Raw genomic sequence first — 19,197 nt, 5'->3', positions numbered from 1 at the left:
ACTTTCAGAACAATTGAATGGTGATATACAGTACGTTTGTCATGCTGAAAGCATCTAAACAAAGTTTTCAATGTATCGTTGAGATCCTTTCACGATGATAAGCTGTATGATTATCATCCCCCGCAGATTAAGCAAATTTAACAGATGATTAAGTTAAAAAAAAATCTGCACAATCTGCGAGAAACCAAAAAATAAAATACCATTCAGAACAATTAAATGGTGACTTATTTACAGCATGTTTGTCATGCTGAAAGCATCTAAATAAAGTTTTCAGTGTATCGTTGAAATCCTTCAAAATGGCAAATTGGATGGTTAATTATCTCCCGCAGATTAAGCAAATTTAGCAGATGATTGAGTTAAAAAAAATCTGCACAATCTGCTAAATCCGCGAGAAACAAAAAATAAAATAACTTTCAGAACGATTGAATGATGATTTATTTCCACTATGTTTGTCATGCTGAAAGCATCTAAACAAAGTTTTCAATGTATCGTTGAGATCCTTTCAAAATGACAAATTGGATGGATAATTATCTCCCGCAGATTAAGCAAATTTAGCAGATGATTAAGTTAAAAAAAATCTGCACAATCTGCTAAATCCGCGAGAAACCAAAAAATAAAAGGTATTCAAACTTAACTTTCAGAACAATTGAATGTTGATTTACAGTACGTTTGTCATACTGAAAGCATCTAAACAAAGTTTTCAATGTATCGTTGAGATCCTTTCAGGATGACAAATTGGATGGTTAATTATCTCCCGCAGATTGAGCAGATAATTAAGCTGAAAAAAATTAACAATCTTTGAGAAACTAAAAACATAAAAAAAGCTGTTCAAACCGAACAGCTTTTAAATTTATTTCAAAACCTCAACTTCAATCGCACTGTCATCAAAAACTTTGATAAACGCTTTCGTGTAGTCTTCCTTCGTTGCAAAATTCGGATTTTCCATAAACTTCTGTGGGTTGATCGCAAAAAGCGGGAACCACGTCGAAGAAATCTGAATCTGGATTTTATGTCCCTTTTTAAAAGTATGCACCACATCCTGCAATCTGAAATTCACTGCTGTTTTCTGGTTCGGAACCAAGGCTTCCGCTTTTTCTCTAGAATTTCTGAATCTTGCCGGCATAATTTCACTTCTTACCATCTGATGATAATTTCCATAAATCACCCCGTCTTTTTTCTCAGCAGGTTTAAAATCTTCAGGATAAACATCAATTAATTTTACCGCAAAATCTGCATCCGTAGAAGTAGAAGCAATGTTTAATTTAGCCATAATTTCTCCCGCAAACGTAATATCATCCGTTAAAACATCCGTTGTAAACGTTAAAACATCAGGTCTTCCTTCTGCAAATCTTTGGTCTTCCGACATATAATTTTTCGGGGTGAAGCCGTTGAAATCTCTTAAATTATCAGAGCTTAAAACCGGATTATTAGGATCACTGTAATATTCTGAAGAACCTTGTCCTGCTGTGTTTTTCAAAGTTCCTTTCGATAAATAGAAATTCACTTTCTGTGCTTCTTTTGGCGGATAGTTTGCAAACTCTCTCCATTGTTTTGCACCGGTGTCGTACATTAATGCTTCCGGTAAACCTGCATCCTGTTTTGTATTTCCTTTCAGATAATGATTAAAGAATTTTGTTTCCACATTCTTCTGGTAATACGTTGCAATGCTGTCTCCGAAATAAATCTGGTTGTGGAAATGTTTTCCCTGTTCATACGCCCAGGCTCCGTGAGAGAAAGGTCCCATTACAATTGTGTTTTTCGCTTTCGGGCTTGTTTTTTCAATGGTTTTATAAATATTTAAAGGTCCTGAAAGATCTTCCGCATCAAACCATCCTCCAACAGTCATTACCGCATGATTTACATTTTTAAGATGAGGCAGAAGACTTCTTTTCTGCCAGAATTCATCGTAATTCGTATGATTCATTATTTCCGTCATGAAGAAATTATCTTTGTAGTACTTTTCATAACCGTCTTTTAAGGTTCCCATGTCTCTGTAAAATTTCAGACCGTCTTCAGAAGTCGCTTTAATCATAGAATCAGAATACCACGCTTTATTTTCCGGCTTTGTTTTCTGAACGCCGAAAACAGGGAAGGTTCTGAAATAGCCCATCATAAATCTTCCGTTGTGAAGAAAATCGTCATTCCAGAAATCTGAAATCGGCGCCTGTGGAGAAGAAGCTACCAAAGCAGGATGTTCAGCTAAAATTCCTACTGCAGTATAAAATCCGGGATAAGAAGTTCCGTATTGTCCTACTTTTCCGTTGTTGTCTTTGATGTTTTTCAATAACCACTCGATCGTATCGTAGGTATCGGTACTTTCATCAACGTCTTTTTTCGTTTTTCTTTCAACCTGCGGCGTCATATTGGTGAAAGTTCCTTCACTCATGTATCTTCCGCGAACGTCCTGAAACACAAAAATATATTTGTCTTTCATTAAATATTGGTTCGGTCCCAGTTTGGTTTTATATTCGTTTTCACCATAAGGAGCAACGCTGTAGCAGGTTCTCTGCATCAGAAACGGATATTTGTTTTTGTTGGAAATATCCTTTGGAATGTACACCGAGGTGAACAGTTTTACGCCATCACGCATCGGGATATACATTTCCTTTTTAATAAAATTGTCCTTTACAAAAGTATCGGGTTGCTGTTTAGTCTGAGAATTTCCAAAAACAAACAGAAAAACAAACAAAATCGAAAAGTGAATCTTCATTGTTTAAAATTTGCAGCTAATTTAATCATAAAATGGTTTTTAGCACAAAGTTTTAACAACAGGTTGTCATTCTGACGAAGGAAGAATCTAAATTAAATATTATTTTATAAATCTTTTATTTTAAACTTTTTACCACAAAAGATGCAGAAGATTTAAACACTTTAGTTTTTTAAGTTTAATACTTAAATGGAAAAAAGATCACATAAGTTAAAAAAAATCAAAGATTTTAACAAAAGAAATTCAAATAAAACTATTTCTTCTTCCCTCCAAATTTATTCAGTTTCATCACCAGAGAAAACATCACATATCTTTTCAATATCAAATCTTCTCTGTCTTCCACGCCGGAAGCGGAAATTGTTCTGGTAACACTTTGGTTTTGGTTGAGAACATCATACACTTTTATACGCGCAGTAAGCTGTTTTTTGAAAAAAGTATATCCCACACTTGAATTTAAAAAGTAAAAATCTCTCTTGAAACCCGGTGCGATATTCGAACTCGTATTATATTCAAAATCATTTTCGAAAACAAGATTAGTCTGAAAGAAATAATTGGTGAGTTCCAGCCTGAAATTCTGGGACGTATTTTTGATGCTTTCAATGCTGTAATTTTTATATTCAGAAAAATTATAATTGATGCTGTAAGATGGTTTAATGGTAATTTTGTCCTTCTTTTCGTACGTAACATTGATTCCCGGACTGAAATTGTAAGAATTACCGATGAATTGCTGTCCGTTGATAAAACCTCTGTTAAAACTGTAACTAAATCCTGATCTTGGTCTTACATTCAGTTTATGGTCTTCCCATTTATACGTTTTTCCTAAACCTGCGATGAAATTGGCGCTTTTATTTCCGCTGATATTGGCGTAAGTCACAAACTGCTTTCCTGAATCATCGTAATACGAATAATTGGTTGTGTTATTGTTATTGTAAACAAAACTGAAATTGAAATAATAGTTTAAATTTTTCTGAATATTATAACTGTTGAAATAAACATTCGTAGTGTTTGTCCATGAATTTTTAAGATCCGGATTTCCTTTGTACGTTACCAGAGGATTGGATTCATCCACATACGGAATCAGGTTGGCGGAAGAGGGAAGACTGAAATAGGATGAATTATTGATGCTTACATTAGAAGTCTGGCTGAAGTTGTAAATCAGTCCGAAATTGTATTTCGGAAGCGCAAAATTTCTCTGAAGCTCATAATTTTGTCCGTTGAAAGTGGAATGATAGTTCAGATCCGTAAGATTTAAACCTAAAGAAGTCCACATTTTCAGCATTTTTTTATCTAAATTAAAACTGATCTCCGCCGAAAGCTGATTGTTTTTTTCATCCGAACGGTTGGATAAAGCCAGATTGTACACCGTATATTTTCCTGTTGTGGCATCAAAATCATTTACGATTCTTTCATTCATGGCATTTCTCGAATTATAATCCAGACTCATCGTCACACTTGCAGAATCCGAAACAGGCTCCGTATATTTTGCATTAAATGAATAATTGTTATTCTGATTTTTACTCTGACTGAGCTGATTTCTTACATCTCTTTTGGCAACATTTTCCACTCCGTTTTCAAAAAATAAAGTACCGGAATTGATGAGGTTATTATTTCTATTCTGCTGAATCGAAGTAATTAAATCGGCATAAAAGCTTCGGTTTTTCTTTCTGAATTTTCTTGCGTAATGAAGATTAGGCGAGAAACTGTTGTTTTCAGAATCCGTTACGGTAGAAGACTGGCTTTTATTTAAAAGTTCATCATTCTTAAAAGTCGCTGAATTTCCCGTTCTGAAATTATTTGATTTTGTAAAAGAAAACGACGGCGAAAAAGAAATCGTACTGATTGTGTCAGGCTTTATTCGCAGCGTAGAATTCAGCGTGTATTGCTCTTTGTCATTTTCAGCTTGGTTTTCAGAGTCTGTTTTTAAGTTGGAATCGGGAAGAAAAGTGGTTTTAGAAACTTTTGATGCCGTTTCAAGATTGGTCGTATTGCGTTTGATTCCCAGTTCCTCAATTTCGACTTCCTTGCCCAGTTTATCACTGTAATTCACCCCGATCATCGAAGATTTCTGAATTCCCAGCTTTGAATTTTTACCATTGTCATCATCCATAGAAACACCCTGCGAATTGATATTATTGGTATAACCCAGCAAACTGATCTTGGTTTTATCCTTGAAATAATTAATCAGCCCTTTTTCGTCATACCGTTTATCCGAACCGTAACCTGCAGAAATTCTCGAAACCCAGCCTTTGTTTTTCTTCTCATCAATATTGAAATTAATGGTTTTGTTCTGTGATTTCGGCGTTTTTCCCGTAAGTTCCTCTTCTTTGGTTTTGGTGGTGGTAATCTGAATGTTTTTAATAATATCGGCGGGAAGATTTTTTAACGCAATTTTTCCGTCTTTATCGAAAAAAGGCTTTCCGTTCACCATGATCTGGTCAGCTTCTTTTCCGTTGACGGTAATTTTTCCATCGTTGTCGATCTCTACGCCATTAATATTTTTGAGTAGTTCTTCAATATTACTGTCGGGACGAACTTTGATAGCTTTCGCGTTGTATTCAACCGTATCTTTTTTAATTTTAATCGGCGAAACGGTAATTTTTACCTCTTCAATATCCGAAATCTGGTTTTTATCCAACTGGATGTCTCCCAGATCAATAGATTTGTCGATGGTATCGAATTTTGTGGAGTAAGAAATTAACTTTTCAGCATCAATCTGTAGAATTGTAGGTTCATTAAGTTCTTTGGTTTTTATTGCAAACAGACCTTCCCTGTTAGAAGCTGTATAATCGACTAATGAAGAGTCTTTCTGTTTTAAAAGATAAATGGTTGCATTCTCCACAGGTCTTTGCCCAAAATCTGTAATTTTTCCTTTAATGACGTACTTTTGTCCGTTCAGCATAAGAAAGCTCAACAAAAAGAACAGCAACCATAAGATTTTCTTCATTGAATGTTTTTAAACGCGCTAAAATAAAAAAAAACATCCCCGAAAAGGGATGTTCTTATTTTAAATAATGTTAAATCTTTAAAATTAAGCTCTCAAATATCTTGAGTACGCATAACCTTCCTGTCCGTCTTCAGTTTTTACTTTCCACCAGTCATCTGATGTCTGCTCAACCAAAGTCACAGAAGAACCTTTTGCTGCTTTACCTACAACTGCGGCATCCGTGGAAGGTTCCTGTCTGATGTTCAGATTAGATTCGTCCGTTGCAACTGTAAGAGCTGCACCTGCTGCCAAGCCTGAAACCTGTACATCAATATTGATGTCTGAAGCAGAATACGTAGAATCAATTGCTCCTAAAGCATTCCAGACCGCATCTTTCGCTGCTGTGTTGGAAGCACTTCCTGAAACGTAAAGAATTCCATCCTGTTCCTGAACCTGAAGGTTAGAAATTCCAGCAGACTGAGCAGCAGAAACCACACTTGAATATTTATCTTGTAATGTGCTCATCTTTAATTACTTTACTGTTAGTTTATTATTGTACTTACCAATTTTCAAAGCATCGATAGATTCTTTTACTTTTCTTGCATCAGCAGAAGATACGCTTCCTGTAAGAGTAAGTTCTCCGTTTACTACCTCAACTTTTACTCCCGGGATATCTTTTACGGCATCCTGTACTTTTTGCTGAACCATAGGATCTACTGCGCTTTTGGTTTCTACCGGAGCTACAGCAGTTACTGCAGGCTCTACTTTCGCCATATCCATTACTTCTTTAACACCGGTAATGGCTTTCAGTTGCTTAATCATTGCATCTTTTGCCTCCTGAGTTTCGAAAGTTCCGCTCAGGTGTGCAACGCCGTCCTTCACTTCTACAGAAGCACCAGGATTTGATGTTACTACCGTAGTAGCCTGCGTTTGAAGATCGGCATCAGAAACTTTCTTTTTACAAGAAACAGCTCCGAAAGATACAGCTATAGCTAATGCAGCCATTGCGATCGTTTTTTTCATAGTTGTATATTTTTTAATGTTGTTAATACAAGTAAATGTAATAATAAAATTTGTACCAAAAGGATAAAATTCAAATAAATTTTTGTAAATTTTTATACAATATTTTATTAATCAGATAATTAATTTTAAATCACGTTTAATTTAACATAATATTGTCTCTTGGGAAAATGAAATCTTTCCGCCAATTGTAAAAATATTATATTTGCGAATCTTGAAACATATATATGAAAGGACAGAATAAACTTTTTATAGCAATTATTATCGCACTGGTTATCGGTGTGGGAATCGGCGGAGTTGTGCATACACAGGCTCCGGAAAGTGCAGAATCTTTTTCTAAAAATATAAAACTGCTGGGAACAGTTTTCATCCGTCTTGTTCAGATGATCATTGCTCCGTTGGTTTTCACAACTCTGGTGGTGGGAATTGCCAAAATGAGCGATATTAAAATGATCGGAAGAGTAGGAACGAAAGCCATGTTATGGTTTATTTCTGCTTCATTAATTTCATTATTCATCGGGTTGATTCTGGTCAACTGGCTTGAACCGGGACACGTTACCAAGCTTCCGATTCAGGATGCAGCTTCCGCAGAAGAATTATTGAAAACAAGCAAAGGATTTTCCATGGAAGACTTTGTAAAACATATTATTCCTAAAAGTATTTTCGAAGCGTTTGCGACCAATGAAGTATTGCAGATCGTGGTATTTTCCATCATGTTCGGAATTGCTCTTGCGAATTTAGGCGAAGAATATTCTCAGCCGGTCATTAAATTATTCGACATTATAGCACACGGAATCCTGAAAATGGTAGGTTACATCATGTGGTTTGCGCCGCTTGGAGTTTTAGGTGCTATTGCTGCGGTAGTCGCGACCAATGGGTTTGAGATTTTTAAAGTCTACGCCATTTATTTAAGAGATTTTTTCTTTGCGTTAGGAATACTCTGGCTCGTACTTTTACTGGTTGGATATTTAATTTTAGGAAACCGTCTTTTCGAATTGTTAAGAAGAATAAAAGAGCCTTTGCTGATTGCTTTTTCCACGACAAGTTCAGAAGCTGTTTTCCCGAAACTGGTGGAAGAACTGGAAAGATTTGGCTGTAACAACAGAGTGGTATCATTTATTTTACCATTAGGATATTCTTTCAATCTGGACGGAAGCATGATGTACATGACGTTTGCATCAATTTTTATCGCTCAGATCTACGGAATTGAAATGACGGTAGGACAGCAGATTACGATGCTTCTGGTATTGATGTTAACTTCAAAAGGAATTGCGGGAGTTCCGAGAGCTTCTTTGGTAATTATTGTGGCAACCTGTTCCATGTTCGGCATTCCGCCGGAAGGAATTGCTTTAATTCTGCCAATCGACCATTTCTGCGATATGGGAAGAAGTATGACCAACGTTCTCGGAAATGCTTTGGCAACCTCAGCGGTTTCTAAGTGGGAAGGACAATTGGAAAATCATGGTGGGAATCTGTAATTAATAGGTGAAAAGTCAATTTCACTTCGTTTGTGAAATGTGAATTATTCATTATAGTGAATATTCATAACCAAAGCGAATTCACCATTGACGATTCATATCTTATAAAAAATCAAGCTTAGGCTGGTACATGGTCAATAGTGAATTTTTAATTTTCATTATTGACCATTTATTTTTGATTACGATTTCTAATCATGCATTGCTATCATTTGCTGAGTGAAACGCCTTAGCGAACGAAGAATATTTTCAATCCTATTAAATAAAATCTTTGCGATCTTTGTTTTAAGAAATAGATTCTTGACTCCGCTGCGCTTCGATCAGAATGACAATACGTATTTAATAAATTTAACTACAATGAATATACAGCATCATATAAATTTAATTAAAGAAGGAAATGAACCAATTATTTTGCTATCATTCGCTGAGTGAAATGCCTTAGCGAACGAAAAATATTTTCAATCCTATTAAATAAAATCTTTGCGATCTTTGTTTTAAGAAATAGATTCTTCACTCCGCTGCGCTTCGATCAGAATGACAATGCGTATTTAATAAATTTAACTAAAATGAATATACAGCATCATAGAAATTTAATTAAAGAAGGAAATGAACCAATTATTTTGCTATCATTCGCTGAGTGAAATGCCATGGCAAACGAAAAATATTTTCAATTAATTTAAATACAATCTTTGCGATCTTTGTTTTAAGAAATAGATTCTTCACTCCGCTGCGCTTCGATCAGAATGACAATACGTATTTAATAAATTTAACTAAAATGAATTTACAACGTCATAAAAACATAATTACAGAAAACGGTTTTACCGTTATCAACAATATTTTTTCCGATGAAGAAATTGAAAAGATCTGTAAGGTTATTCAAAATATAGATACTTCGAAAGAAACTTTCAGAAAATCAGAGGATCTTTTTGCCATCCAACAGTTTTTAAAGGAAATTCCGGAAGTAAAAGATTTGATTTTTAATGATAAGATTAAAACAATCATCAAAGAGATTTTCGGCGAAAAATATTTTGCAGTAAAAAGCATTTATTTCGATAAGCCTGAAAAATCGAACTGGTACGTTGCGTATCATCAGGATTTAACGATTTCTGTTGATAAAAAGCTGGAATTGGAACATTTCGGACCATGGACAACGAAACAAAATCAGTTTGCCGTTCAGCCTCCTTTAGATATTCTTGAAAATATTTTCACCATAAGAATTCATCTGGATGATACGGATGAAAACAATGGAGCACTGAAAGTGATTCCGAAATCCCACGCCAAAGGAATTTACAGACCGGAAACCATCGACTGGAACCTAGAAACTGAAACTATCTGCAATGTAGAAAAAGGCGGAGTTATGATCATGAAACCTTTAATTCTCCATGGCTCCAACCGAACAACGAACGGCAAAAAAAGAAGAGTGATCCACATTGAATTTTCTGATATGGAATTGCCAGAAGAACTGAACTGGTCGGAAAGAATGAATTAATTTTTAACTACAAAGTTTTTATTCAGAACGAAACGGAAAATCTTTTTTCTCCCGCAGATTATACAGATTTTGCAGATGTTTGTATTAAAAAGATCAGCAAGATTAAAAAAACAAAACCTCTTTCAAGCCGAAAGAGGTTTATTATTTAGAGTAAATTTTAAAAATTATTTCACAGAAATCTCATCAACAAAAATATAAGCATCGCCGCCGGCTCCCTGATGCCACTCCGGAAGTTTCCCGAAATGATAGGCTTTTACCTTTACATATCGTGCCTGTGTAGGAAGAACTTCTGTCGATAAATCCTTTACCTGAACCTTTTCATCTTTCGGATCCAGAGTATTTTCAACCGTTTTCAGTAAAATAAAATCTTTTCCGTTGTTGGAAACGTAATATTCTACTTTTTTAGGCATTAAAATCCATGCGCGGCTGTCCTGAAGATAGGTTGAAGATAACTGGGTGAACTGTTGAGGTGATTTCATGTCGATAATCGCTTCAAAAGTCTGTCCCTGATAACCCAGCCATTCTCCTTTTCTCCAGTTGGTATCACCGTTGATTCCGTCGATTAATGATAATTTTCCGCTTGCTGTGTATTGTGGAGTAGGACTGGTATTTACGGTAATATCCCAGTTATTCGGTCTTCTGTTGAAATTGGCTCTTACAATTGAGCTCTTTTCGCCGTTTCTTTCCGTATAAGCCGCAACCTGAGTGGTTTTAGTAATAGTAAAAGGACCTTTATAAGCGGTAAACATTTTTCTTACGTTTGCATCACCCTCATCCAGTGTCATATAATAAATTTTATCATCCGGATTTAGTGCTGTGATCTCAACCTTTGTATTCAGGTCGAAAATTCTTGATGCAGAAATAACCGGAGAAGCTGTTAATTCATCATGTTTAAAATCTTTGAATGATTTTGCGTTTTCAAAACCAAGTTTTTTAAGCTCTTCTCTATTTGTATTGGGAGTAATAATTCTCGTTGTTCCGTCTTCCAGATGAATTTTAACCTCATCAAAATAAGGCTTCGTCGTCTGCCATTCCGGTAATCCGGGAGTTACAGAGTAAATTCCCATCGCGCTCAGAATATACCAAGCGCTCATCTGTCCGCAGTCTTCATTTCCAATCAGTCCGTCCGGTGTGTTTTTGTAATAATTATCAAGGATGAATTTAATTTTTGCATCTGTTTTCTCAGGCTTTCCTACATAATTATAAAGATAAGCGATGTGGTGGCTTGGTTCATTTCCCTGTGCATATTGTCCGATTAATCCGGTAATATCCACCTGTTCTCTTCCTGTGGTTTTGTCCGGTGCAGAGAAAATACCATCAATAAACTGTTCAAATTTCTCTTTTCCGCCATGCGCCGCGATCAGTCCCGGAATATCCTGCTGAACAGAGTAGGAGTAATGCCATGAATTTCCTTCCGTGTAATTATTGTTAACCTCTCTTGGCTCAAAAGGTTCGTACCAGTTTCCGTTTTTTCTTGGCTGCATGAATCCGTTCTTTGGATTGTAAAGATTTTTCCAGTTCTGGGAACGTTTCATGAAATACTGATAGTCTTCTTTTTTGCCTAAAATTTTAGCCATTTGGGCAATACACCAGTCGTCGTAAGCATATTCTACGGTTTTGGAAACACTTTCGTGCTCATCATCAATACTGATGAAATTATTCTGTTTGTAGGCATTTAAACCAAAAATATCAAGCATAGCAGAGTTTTTAGATGCCTGAAATGCCTTTTCATAATCGAAACCTGTAATTCCTTTTGCCATCGCATCGGCAATGACGGAAACTGCGTGGTAACCGATCATGCATTCCGTTTCGTTAGACGCAAGTTCCCAAACCGGAAGTTTTCCGCCCTGTTCGTATTGTTTAATGAAAGTGTTGATGAAATCTGCCGTTCTTTTTCTGTCGATTAAAGTCATCAAAGGATGCGCTCCGCGAAAAGTATCCCAAAGCGAGAATACCGAATAATAATCGAATCCGTTTGCCGTGTAGAATTTGTTATCGCGCCCTCTGTATTTTCCGTCAACATCCATATTGATGTTCGGTTGCGTGAAAACGTGATACATTGCAGTGTAGAAAACTGCAAGTTTATTTTTGTCGGAAGATTTAACCTCGATTTTAGATAATTCTTTGTTCCAGTCTGCAACAGCCTGTTTCTCAATAGCTGTAAAGTCATTAGATTTTCCTTCAGCCAACATATTTTTTGCTGCTCCTTCGTATCCTGTAGGAGAAATTGAAACTTTTACAAGAATTTTTTCGCCTTTCTTAACTTGCGTTGAAAAAGCTAAAGCTAATTTATTTCCATTAAATGAAACCTTCTTTTTACCTTCACTAATCCCTTCGGTTTTTTCACCGGTTAAAAATTCTTTTGAAATTTTCATTGGCTTAGAAAATTCAATTCTTGCATAAATGTATTGGTTCGTTGCCCACGCTTCACTTCTACGGAAAACCTCAATTGTTTTATTATCAATGATTTTTACTTCGCCTTCCAGCAGTTTATCTCTGTGATTCAGATCTAAAATAATATTTGCATCTCCTGCATTGTTGAAGGTGTATTCGTGGTAGCCAACTCTTTTAGTCGTCGTTAAACGGACGTCAATATTGTGTTTGTCTAATTTAACAGAATAAAATCCTGCTGTGGCTTTTTCGTTCTTATGAGAAAATTTGGATGAATATTCTTTCGGCGTTAAACCCGGTTTTCCCATAGTAGGCATCAGCATAATATCACCATAATCCGAAACCCCGGTTCCGTTGAGGTGGGTGTGCGAAAATCCGTAGATCACAGAGTCGGAATAATGATAGCCGCTGCAGCCGTCCCAGCTTCCGTCGATTCTTGTATCGGGAGAAAGCTGAACCATCCCGAATGGAACAATAGCTCCCGGAAAAGTGTGGCCATGACCGCCGGTTCCTATAAACGGATTCACATACTGCGAATAATTCTGGGCTTTGATACAAAGGGAAGTAAGAAAAAAAAGGAAGATGAATTTTTTAGAGTTCATTAGTTTGGTGATGTAATTTTTACTTGATATAGATTTCAACAAATCTAACAAAATTTCATTAATAATGAGGATAAACGGATTTGAATGAAAAATCTGATAAAAATGACCCGAAAGTGTTATGAAAATCAATTAGGAAAATGACTAAATTTGATATAAACTAATACTTGAATTACCATGGAAGCGCTTTTCTATATTTTACTCTTAGCAGCATTAGTTTGTCTGATATTTTACTTCACAGATTTTAAATCTGCGAAAACGGTAAAGATTTTCAGGCAACAGAATACAGATAAATACATATATTATTTCAAGCCACAAAAACCTGTGAAATGGTTTAATTTTACGGGGCTTACCAATACTTTCAGGATGGTTTCTCTTTCTGCGGACATTCTTTCGGTTATTGATAAAAGAGAAGTTCAAAGCGGTATGGAAAAAGATGCAGGAGATGAACTGATTCGCAACAATATTCATGAAAATAAAGATGAATTCTGGTTTGATTTTATTGCAGATACAGGTGATGGCTTCGATTCTACCACTACTGTTCTTTATCATTTAACAAGAGACAGTTATACATATTCCTTTAAAAATGAAAAAGACAGAGAAAAATATGATGAGCACGAAATTACACTTAAAAAAGGTTCTGCACTGGTAATAGGAGGAGATTTAGTGTATCCCGTCGGTTCGGAAGGACATTACAGGGATCGTTTTAAAGGTCCTTTAAGATTTGTAGCTCCCGGAATAAGAACTCCAGAAAAGCCTTCTCCAATATTGGTAGCTACTCCGGGAAATCATGATTGGTATGATGGGTTAAGTGCTTTTTTCAGACTGATGTGCCAGAAAAGCTCAATAGGAAACTACCGAACAGTACAAAACAGAAGTTATTTTGCTTATGCATTGAGAAAGAATGTACATCTGTTCGGAATAGATAACCAACTTTTGGGAGATATTGATATTCCTCAAATGTCATTTTTCAAAAAATATGTAGAAAACATTTCAGGGGAAGGCGGAAAAAATCATATCATTCTTTTAATAGCAGAACCTTATTGGTATAGCTATGATATTGATGATCGTCATCAAAGAAAACAACGGATGGATAGTCTGGAGTATATCACACGTGCGTTGGTAGAAGAGGTGAAGAAGAATCAGAACAATAAAGAAGGCGAAACTGAAAATAAAAATAAGGCCGAACTTATTTTCGAGATTGTGATAACGGGAGATATTCACCATTACTCAAATTATAAGCTGGATTCGGATACTAAAGACTACTATTATCAGGTAAAACATTTTATAACTTCCGGTGGTGGTGGAGCATTTGGTCATGTTACAGATTTTTTAAAGGAAAAAATTGTTATTCCGCAACTGCAAAGTGCGAGAACCAATCCTTTGGAATATACATTGGGTGAAGTTTACCCATCAAAAGAAAAATCAGGAAAAAAAATATGGTGGAATTTTATTTTTTCTATTGTTAATTACGAATTTACAGCATTATTACTTATGCTTTCATTTGTATCAACATATGTTTTCTGTTGTACAGACTCTATTATGAAAGAGCTTATTTCTCTTCTTCTTCCTTTGGTTCTTGTTTTTATCATTAGTAAAGTAACTAATAATGAGTGTTCTGATAAAGAAAAATGGGTCAACAGAATTTTACGTTTCGGATTGTTTGTAGTTTCTTTTGCCATTCAGATTTTCATACTGTATCAGTTTCCGCATTATCAGGAAAATCAGATCCGTTTTCTGAGTGATGAGAATTTACACTTTTTAGGAATCGATTCAGTTAAAACGTTTCTTAAAATTCCTGTGAAGAATAACTATTTTCTTTTCCAATGGATTGTATCAGGAATTTTACAGTCTGTTCTTTTTGGTTGGTATATTTTATTTGGTTATAAGGTTTTCAAATTATATGTCACTGAAATATCATCCGGAAAAGTGGAAGAAGGCAAAAAGAATTTTCTGAAATTTAAAATTACAGATACCGAAATTGTAATTTATGTGGTTGCCATTAAAAAAGCATACAAATGGATGGACTTAATAAAGAAAAAAGAAGCATCTAAAGTTCAGAGAGAAATGGCATCCGCAAAAGATCCGAAAAGATTTCTGCGGGATAATTTCAAATCGGATCCCGACAATAACGTGAGAATCATCGATAAAATAACCATAAAACTATAAAGCCATGAGTACAAATTCAAACAACGGAAATAAAAATCATAAAGATGCTTTAATTTCTTATTATCAATTAAGAATGTTTATAGGAATATTAGGATTCTTTTTATCATTTATGCTTTTCCTCACTACATTTCTGTTAAACGACAAGTGTCCATTTAAAATCAGTATAAGTCATTATTATTACAGTTTTGGACATATTATATTTGTAGGAACGCTTTGCATCATGGGAGGCTTGTTCGGAACATATCGAGGTAAGGATCAGAAAGAAAACAGAGTTTCTAACGCTTGTGGAATCTTAGCGGTTTTGGTAGCAATTTTTCCTACACAATTTAAAGGATATGAGGGTGATGTCTATGTTAAAATTCTATATTATGAATGTTGGTTTACTGGTGTACATTATATAAGTGCATGTATACTTTTCTTACTTTTTTCTGTTTTTTGCTTAGATTTTTTTCAGAATAGCGATAAAGAGCAAGATGGAGAAGTGTTGTCGCCTGAAGAAAAAGAGAAAAAGAAACGTAGAAATATTTATTATAAGTTCTGTGGTTACGGAATAATAATAAGTGTCTTATTAATTGGAGGAATCGCAATTTTGGAATGTTATAATAAGCAGCTTGTAGAGGCTAATTTATTTCTGAAATATTCTACACTTATTTTTGAAACAACATCTTTATTTTTCTTCTCCACATCATGGCTTCTAAAATCAAGTGATTTCTGGAATGAGAAGATTCCTTTAATGAGTTTTTTTAGGTAAAATATAGTATGTATTAAAACCATTACTAAATCTTGCTTTTGCAAAAGAAAATATCTATCAGTCTCTTTACTTATTCTAAATAGCTTAATTTTTCGTAAATTTGTAAACAATTTATTTAGTTTATGTTGACGAAAGAAAAGGTTCAGGATTTCCTTAAAGAGATAGAAGTTGACGATTTGGTGAATAACCTACAAATCATGGGCAACGATGTATATATTGATATGACGGCACACTCACCTGCAATGCACGAAAAAAAGAAGCTTGAAGCAGCAATGAAGCAGGCTTTTGCAAGTGAATTTGGTGAAGAGATCAATTTGAAACTAAAAATCGTTTCTCCGGAGCCTAGCGAAATTCAGCAGAGCCAGATCAAAGGAAAACAAATTCTGGGAATTCAGAATATTATTGCCATTGCTTCCGGAAAAGGAGGGGTTGGTAAATCTACTGTTGCAGCGAATATGGCGGTAACTTTAGCAAAAATGGGCTTTAAAGTAGGATTGTTAGACGCAGATATTTATGGTCCTTCAGTTCCTACGATGTTCGATACAGAAGGAGAAAAACCAATTTCTGTAGAAATTGGCGGAAAGAATCTCATGAAGCCTATTGAAAATTATGGCGTTAAAATGCTTTCTATAGGATATTTTTCAGGAGCCAATCAGGCAGTTGTCTGGAGAGGTCCGATGGCTTCAAAGGCATTGAACCAAATGATCCGCGATGCAGCTTGGGGAGAACTGGATTTCTTACTTATTGATCTTCCTCCGGGAACAGGAGACATTCATTTATCTATCATTCAGGAAGTTCCTGTAACGGGAGCCGTAATCGTAAGTACCCCTCAACACGTTGCTTTGGCAGACGTAAGAAAAGGGATTGCGATGTTCCAGATGGAAAGCATCAATATTCCGGTTCTTGGATTAATCGAAAACATGGCGTATTTTACACCAGAAGAATTACCAGGCAATAAATATTATATCTTTGGACAGCAGGGTGCACAGTATTTGGCAGATGATCTTGGAATTCCCGTATTGGGAGAAATTCCTTTAATTCAAAGCATTAGAGAAGCTGGAGATGTAGGAAGACCGGCTGCTTTACAGGAAGGATCTAAAATTGCCGAAATCTACACAGCAACTGCCCGAAAAATGGTAGAAAGTCTTGTAGAAAGAAACAAAAACCTTCCGCCTACCGAAGCTGTTAAGATTACAACAATGGCAGGTTGCTCACCAAAAGCAAAATAATGATTTTTCAAATCTGAAAAACAGAACTGAACTGAAAAAAATATGGAAACAAATATAACACACGAAGATACCGTAACAAGAGTTTTGGAAGCTCTGGAAAGCATCCGTCCGTTCCTGAACAAAGATGGCGGTGATATTGAGCTTATCGATGTGAAGGACAATCTGGTTTATGTAAAGCTCTTAGGCAACTGCTCCGGATGTTCATTAAACTTTTCAACCTTAAAATTAGGCGTTGAAAACACGATTAAGCAGTACGCTCCGGAAATAGAGAAAGTACTGAATGTAGAATAGAAGAGCAGAATATATACTTCATAAGACAGATCTTTTTAAGGTCTGTCTTTTTATTTGGATAAAATTCATCATTATTTAACAATTATAAAAAAAAATTTCGTGAAGTTCGAATTGTTAGAAAAAACGTAAATCCTGACACGAAAATATCCCAAAAGAAGGAAATTGTAAAAAAAGTATGATAGTTTAAGGAAGTTAAATTATCTATATATTGCTTTAAGACAGGTTTTTAAATCTATACTTTCTGATTTTTAAGAAAAGTTTAAATAATATTATGAAATTTTTATAGTATTAATTCTACGTGTTCGTGAATATTATATGTCTTATTTTTGTACAAAATTGTTTACAATGCGATATGGGGATGTGTGCTTGTAATATACTTTTATTCTTACATTTTAAATGTTTCTTGTTTTTTTAACGGCTGTATAAAAAAATGAAAATTATACGTTTGGAAAATTTCAGAATTATATAGTATGTTGGTGTCTCTAAAACTCTCCGAATCAGAGAAAGAATATTGCAATAAAAAATAATATTGGTCTGTAAGTTGTATTGAAATTGTAAAATTGAACGAAAAAGTGATTTTCTGTAAAGAAAATTTATTTAAAACTAACACTATGAAAAATATACTCATTGCTGACGGTTATTATGTTGTAAGAATGGGAACCTCAATTATTTTAGAAACCAAACTTGGATATCCGTGTACCATAGATTTTGCCGAAACTTATCCTGAAGCCAAAGAAAAAGTTTGCCAGAAGGTATATGATCTTTTAATTATTGATATTGATATTCCGCAAAGTATTTTCAAAGCAATGGTGAAGGAACTAAAGAAGAAGCAGAAACATTTGAGAATTCTTATCTTTTCGGGGTATGACGAAAATGTGGGAATTCAGTATATAGAAGAAGGCGCTTCTGGATATCTTAATAAAGGAGCAACAGAAGAGGAGATTATTGCAAGTGTAAAATCAATATTGGAAGAAGGATATTATTATACGGTAGATATGATGAAAAAGCTCGTTACCCATTCTACCGATATTCACTCTGTAGAAAGACTCTCGAAACGGGAATTCCAGATCTTTAAACTTCTTGCGGAAGGAAACGGAAATATTGAAATTTCTAACAGTCTTAATCTTAAAATGTCGACGATCAGTACCTACAAGAAAAAGATTTTTGAAAAACTTAAGGTAAAAAATGTAGTGGATCTTGTACGGATCTATGACGATATGCACTAAAAAAATCAGTCGCGGTGAAAGAATTTCGCCGCGATTTTTTATTGATTTAAATTTTCAACAATCTCTTTAATCACCTTTAAAACCTCAGTAGACTTTTCCCGAATAATTAGTTTATTCTTTTTATTTTTAATCAGTTCCGTGAAATGATTGTCTTCCGTGTTGATGTCAACAATATAAGCTCCATATTTTAACGAAGTTTCAGCAATGGCAAGAGGAAGATTTGTCGCTCCTGAAGTTCCGATAATAAAGAGAACTCCGCTGTTTTTTGCTACTTTCAGCGAACTGAATTTCTTATTGGTTTTTTCATCATAATATTCATCAAACCATAAAATATTCGGGCGCATCCAGTGTCCGCAATGGGAGCAGGTAAGCAGTTCAATATCTTTTGCTGTAAGATCTTCATCAATGTTTTTGCCTTTAATTTCTTCCGGAAGATGTACAATTTCCTTACATCCGTTCGAACATTTAATTTCACGGTTATTTCCATGAATTTCATAAATTCGATGATTTCCGGCGCGTCGGTGAAGATTATCTATATTTTGAGTAATTAGATGAAACTTATCCTGCAGCATTTTTTCAATTTCTGCTAAATGAAAATGACTCTCATTGGGTGCTGCACTTTCAAACATTTTTTTCCTGAAAAGAGAATATTGCAAAACTTCTTCAGGATTTTGCTTAAAATATTTCAGTGTCCCGAATTCTTCAGGCTTATGAAACTGAGTTCCTTTTATCCAGATTCCGTCTGTTCCGCGATAGGTAGGAATTCCGCTGTCGGATGAAATTCCTGCTCCCGTTAAAAAAGTGAAAAGATTTCGTTTTTCTTTATGGTAAACCTCATGGATGATTTCTTCTAATTGCGTTTTCATGGTATTTCAAAGTTTAAAACTACTGAATTTCTTTAAAACAGAAAAGCCCCGAAAATTCGAG

General features: G+C 35.0%; 13 protein-coding genes. 7 read left to right on the top strand and 6 right to left on the bottom strand.

Annotated features, from left to right (window positions below):
• Positions 1-850 precede the first annotated feature (850 nt).
• The 4 genes from BW951_RS18670 to BW951_RS18655 all read right to left on the bottom strand — a co-directional run bounded on the left by BW951_RS18670 (position 851) and on the right by BW951_RS18655 (position 6,653).
• Positions 851-2,710, bottom strand: coding sequence for a CocE/NonD family hydrolase (locus BW951_RS18670; protein ID WP_076395542.1), 1,860 nt, complete (start codon positions 2,708-2,710; stop codon positions 851-853).
• A 250-nt stretch (positions 2,711-2,960) separates the two neighbouring features.
• Complete coding sequence (locus BW951_RS18665; RefSeq protein ID WP_076395540.1) at positions 2,961-5,651, bottom strand: outer membrane beta-barrel protein; 2,691 nt, start codon at positions 5,649-5,651, stop codon at positions 2,961-2,963.
• 84 nt (positions 5,652-5,735) lie between these two features.
• Complete coding sequence (locus BW951_RS18660; RefSeq protein WP_076395538.1) at positions 5,736-6,155, bottom strand: SH3 domain-containing protein; 420 nt, start codon at positions 6,153-6,155, stop codon at positions 5,736-5,738.
• A gap of 6 nt (positions 6,156-6,161) precedes the next feature.
• Positions 6,162-6,653, bottom strand: a complete 492-nt coding sequence (locus BW951_RS18655) for a BON domain-containing protein (protein WP_076395536.1) — start codon at positions 6,651-6,653, stop codon at positions 6,162-6,164.
• A 224-nt stretch (positions 6,654-6,877) separates the two neighbouring features.
• On the opposite strand from BW951_RS18655, the gene BW951_RS18650 reads away from it, so the two are divergent.
• Both BW951_RS18650 and BW951_RS18645 read left to right on the top strand, forming a co-directional pair.
• Positions 6,878-8,128 carry a dicarboxylate/amino acid:cation symporter gene (locus tag BW951_RS18650; RefSeq protein WP_076395534.1) on the top strand — a complete coding sequence of 417 codons (1,251 nt, stop codon included), beginning with the start codon at positions 6,878-6,880 and terminating at the stop codon, positions 8,126-8,128.
• 772 nt (positions 8,129-8,900) lie between these two features.
• Complete coding sequence (locus tag BW951_RS18645; RefSeq protein ID WP_076395533.1) at positions 8,901-9,614, top strand: phytanoyl-CoA dioxygenase family protein; 714 nt, start codon at positions 8,901-8,903, stop codon at positions 9,612-9,614.
• A gap of 164 nt (positions 9,615-9,778) precedes the next feature.
• On the opposite strand, the gene BW951_RS18640 is transcribed toward BW951_RS18645, so the two are convergent.
• Complete coding sequence (locus BW951_RS18640) at positions 9,779-12,607, bottom strand: GH92 family glycosyl hydrolase (RefSeq protein ID WP_076395664.1); 2,829 nt, start codon at positions 12,605-12,607, stop codon at positions 9,779-9,781.
• A gap of 174 nt (positions 12,608-12,781) precedes the next feature.
• Between BW951_RS18640 and BW951_RS18635 the strand changes: the two genes are divergently transcribed.
• The 5 genes from BW951_RS18635 (at position 12,782) to BW951_RS18615 (ending at position 18,270) form a co-directional block, all read left to right on the top strand.
• On the top strand, positions 12,782-14,773 hold the full coding sequence (locus tag BW951_RS18635) for a metallophosphoesterase family protein (protein ID WP_076395531.1): 1,992 nt from the start codon (positions 12,782-12,784) through the stop codon (positions 14,771-14,773).
• 4 nt (positions 14,774-14,777) lie between these two features.
• A complete protein-coding gene (locus BW951_RS18630; protein ID WP_139326212.1) occupies positions 14,778-15,524 on the top strand; it encodes a hypothetical protein in 747 nt (248 codons plus the stop codon).
• 122 nt (positions 15,525-15,646) lie between these two features.
• Positions 15,647-16,753, top strand: coding sequence for an Mrp/NBP35 family ATP-binding protein (locus tag BW951_RS18625; RefSeq protein WP_076395527.1), 1,107 nt, complete (start codon positions 15,647-15,649; stop codon positions 16,751-16,753).
• Positions 16,754-16,795: 42 nt separating this feature from the next.
• Entirely contained in the window at positions 16,796-17,044 is a 249-nt protein-coding gene (locus BW951_RS18620) for a NifU family protein (protein WP_076395525.1), read from the top strand.
• Between the two features lie 611 nt (positions 17,045-17,655).
• A complete protein-coding gene (locus BW951_RS18615) occupies positions 17,656-18,270 on the top strand; it encodes a response regulator transcription factor (RefSeq protein WP_076395523.1) in 615 nt (204 codons plus the stop codon).
• 38 nt (positions 18,271-18,308) lie between these two features.
• Here the strand turns inward: BW951_RS18615 and BW951_RS18610 are convergent, their stop codons facing one another.
• Positions 18,309-19,136: an SIR2 family NAD-dependent protein deacylase gene (locus BW951_RS18610; protein WP_076395521.1), complete on the bottom strand. Its 828-nt coding sequence runs from the start codon at positions 19,134-19,136 to the stop codon at positions 18,309-18,311.
• Positions 19,137-19,197: the final 61 nt, after the last annotated feature.

Source organism: Chryseobacterium gambrini, assembly GCF_900156825.1.
In the GTDB taxonomy this organism is placed as follows: domain Bacteria; phylum Bacteroidota; class Bacteroidia; order Flavobacteriales; family Weeksellaceae; genus Chryseobacterium; species Chryseobacterium gambrini.
The sequence above is the reverse complement of the archived record's forward strand: the minus strand, read 5'-3'. Positions and strand labels throughout refer to the sequence as shown.

Bases quoted from the DNA above. Each gene is read 5' to 3' on its own strand.
- BW951_RS18670 (WP_076395542.1), bottom strand. From the start codon at position 2,710: ATGAAGATTCACTTTTCGATTTTGTTTGTTTTTCTGTTTGTTTTTGGA.
- BW951_RS18665 (WP_076395540.1), bottom strand. From the start codon at position 5,651: ATGAAGAAAATCTTATGGTTGCTGTTCTTTTTGTTGAGCTTTCTTATG.
- BW951_RS18660 (WP_076395538.1), bottom strand. From the start codon at position 6,155: ATGAGCACATTACAAGATAAATATTCAAGTGTGGTTTCTGCTGCTCAG.
- BW951_RS18655 (WP_076395536.1), bottom strand. From the start codon at position 6,653: ATGAAAAAAACGATCGCAATGGCTGCATTAGCTATAGCTGTATCTTTC.
- BW951_RS18650 (WP_076395534.1), top strand. From the start codon at position 6,878: ATGAAAGGACAGAATAAACTTTTTATAGCAATTATTATCGCACTGGTT.
- BW951_RS18645 (WP_076395533.1), top strand. From the start codon at position 8,901: ATGAATTTACAACGTCATAAAAACATAATTACAGAAAACGGTTTTACC.
- BW951_RS18640 (WP_076395664.1), bottom strand. From the start codon at position 12,607: ATGAACTCTAAAAAATTCATCTTCCTTTTTTTTCTTACTTCCCTTTGT.
- BW951_RS18635 (WP_076395531.1), top strand. From the start codon at position 12,782: ATGGAAGCGCTTTTCTATATTTTACTCTTAGCAGCATTAGTTTGTCTG.
- BW951_RS18630 (WP_139326212.1), top strand. From the start codon at position 14,778: ATGAGTACAAATTCAAACAACGGAAATAAAAATCATAAAGATGCTTTA.
- BW951_RS18625 (WP_076395527.1), top strand. From the start codon at position 15,647: ATGTTGACGAAAGAAAAGGTTCAGGATTTCCTTAAAGAGATAGAAGTT.
- BW951_RS18620 (WP_076395525.1), top strand. From the start codon at position 16,796: ATGGAAACAAATATAACACACGAAGATACCGTAACAAGAGTTTTGGAA.
- BW951_RS18615 (WP_076395523.1), top strand. From the start codon at position 17,656: ATGAAAAATATACTCATTGCTGACGGTTATTATGTTGTAAGAATGGGA.
- BW951_RS18610 (WP_076395521.1), bottom strand. From the start codon at position 19,136: ATGAAAACGCAATTAGAAGAAATCATCCATGAGGTTTACCATAAAGAA.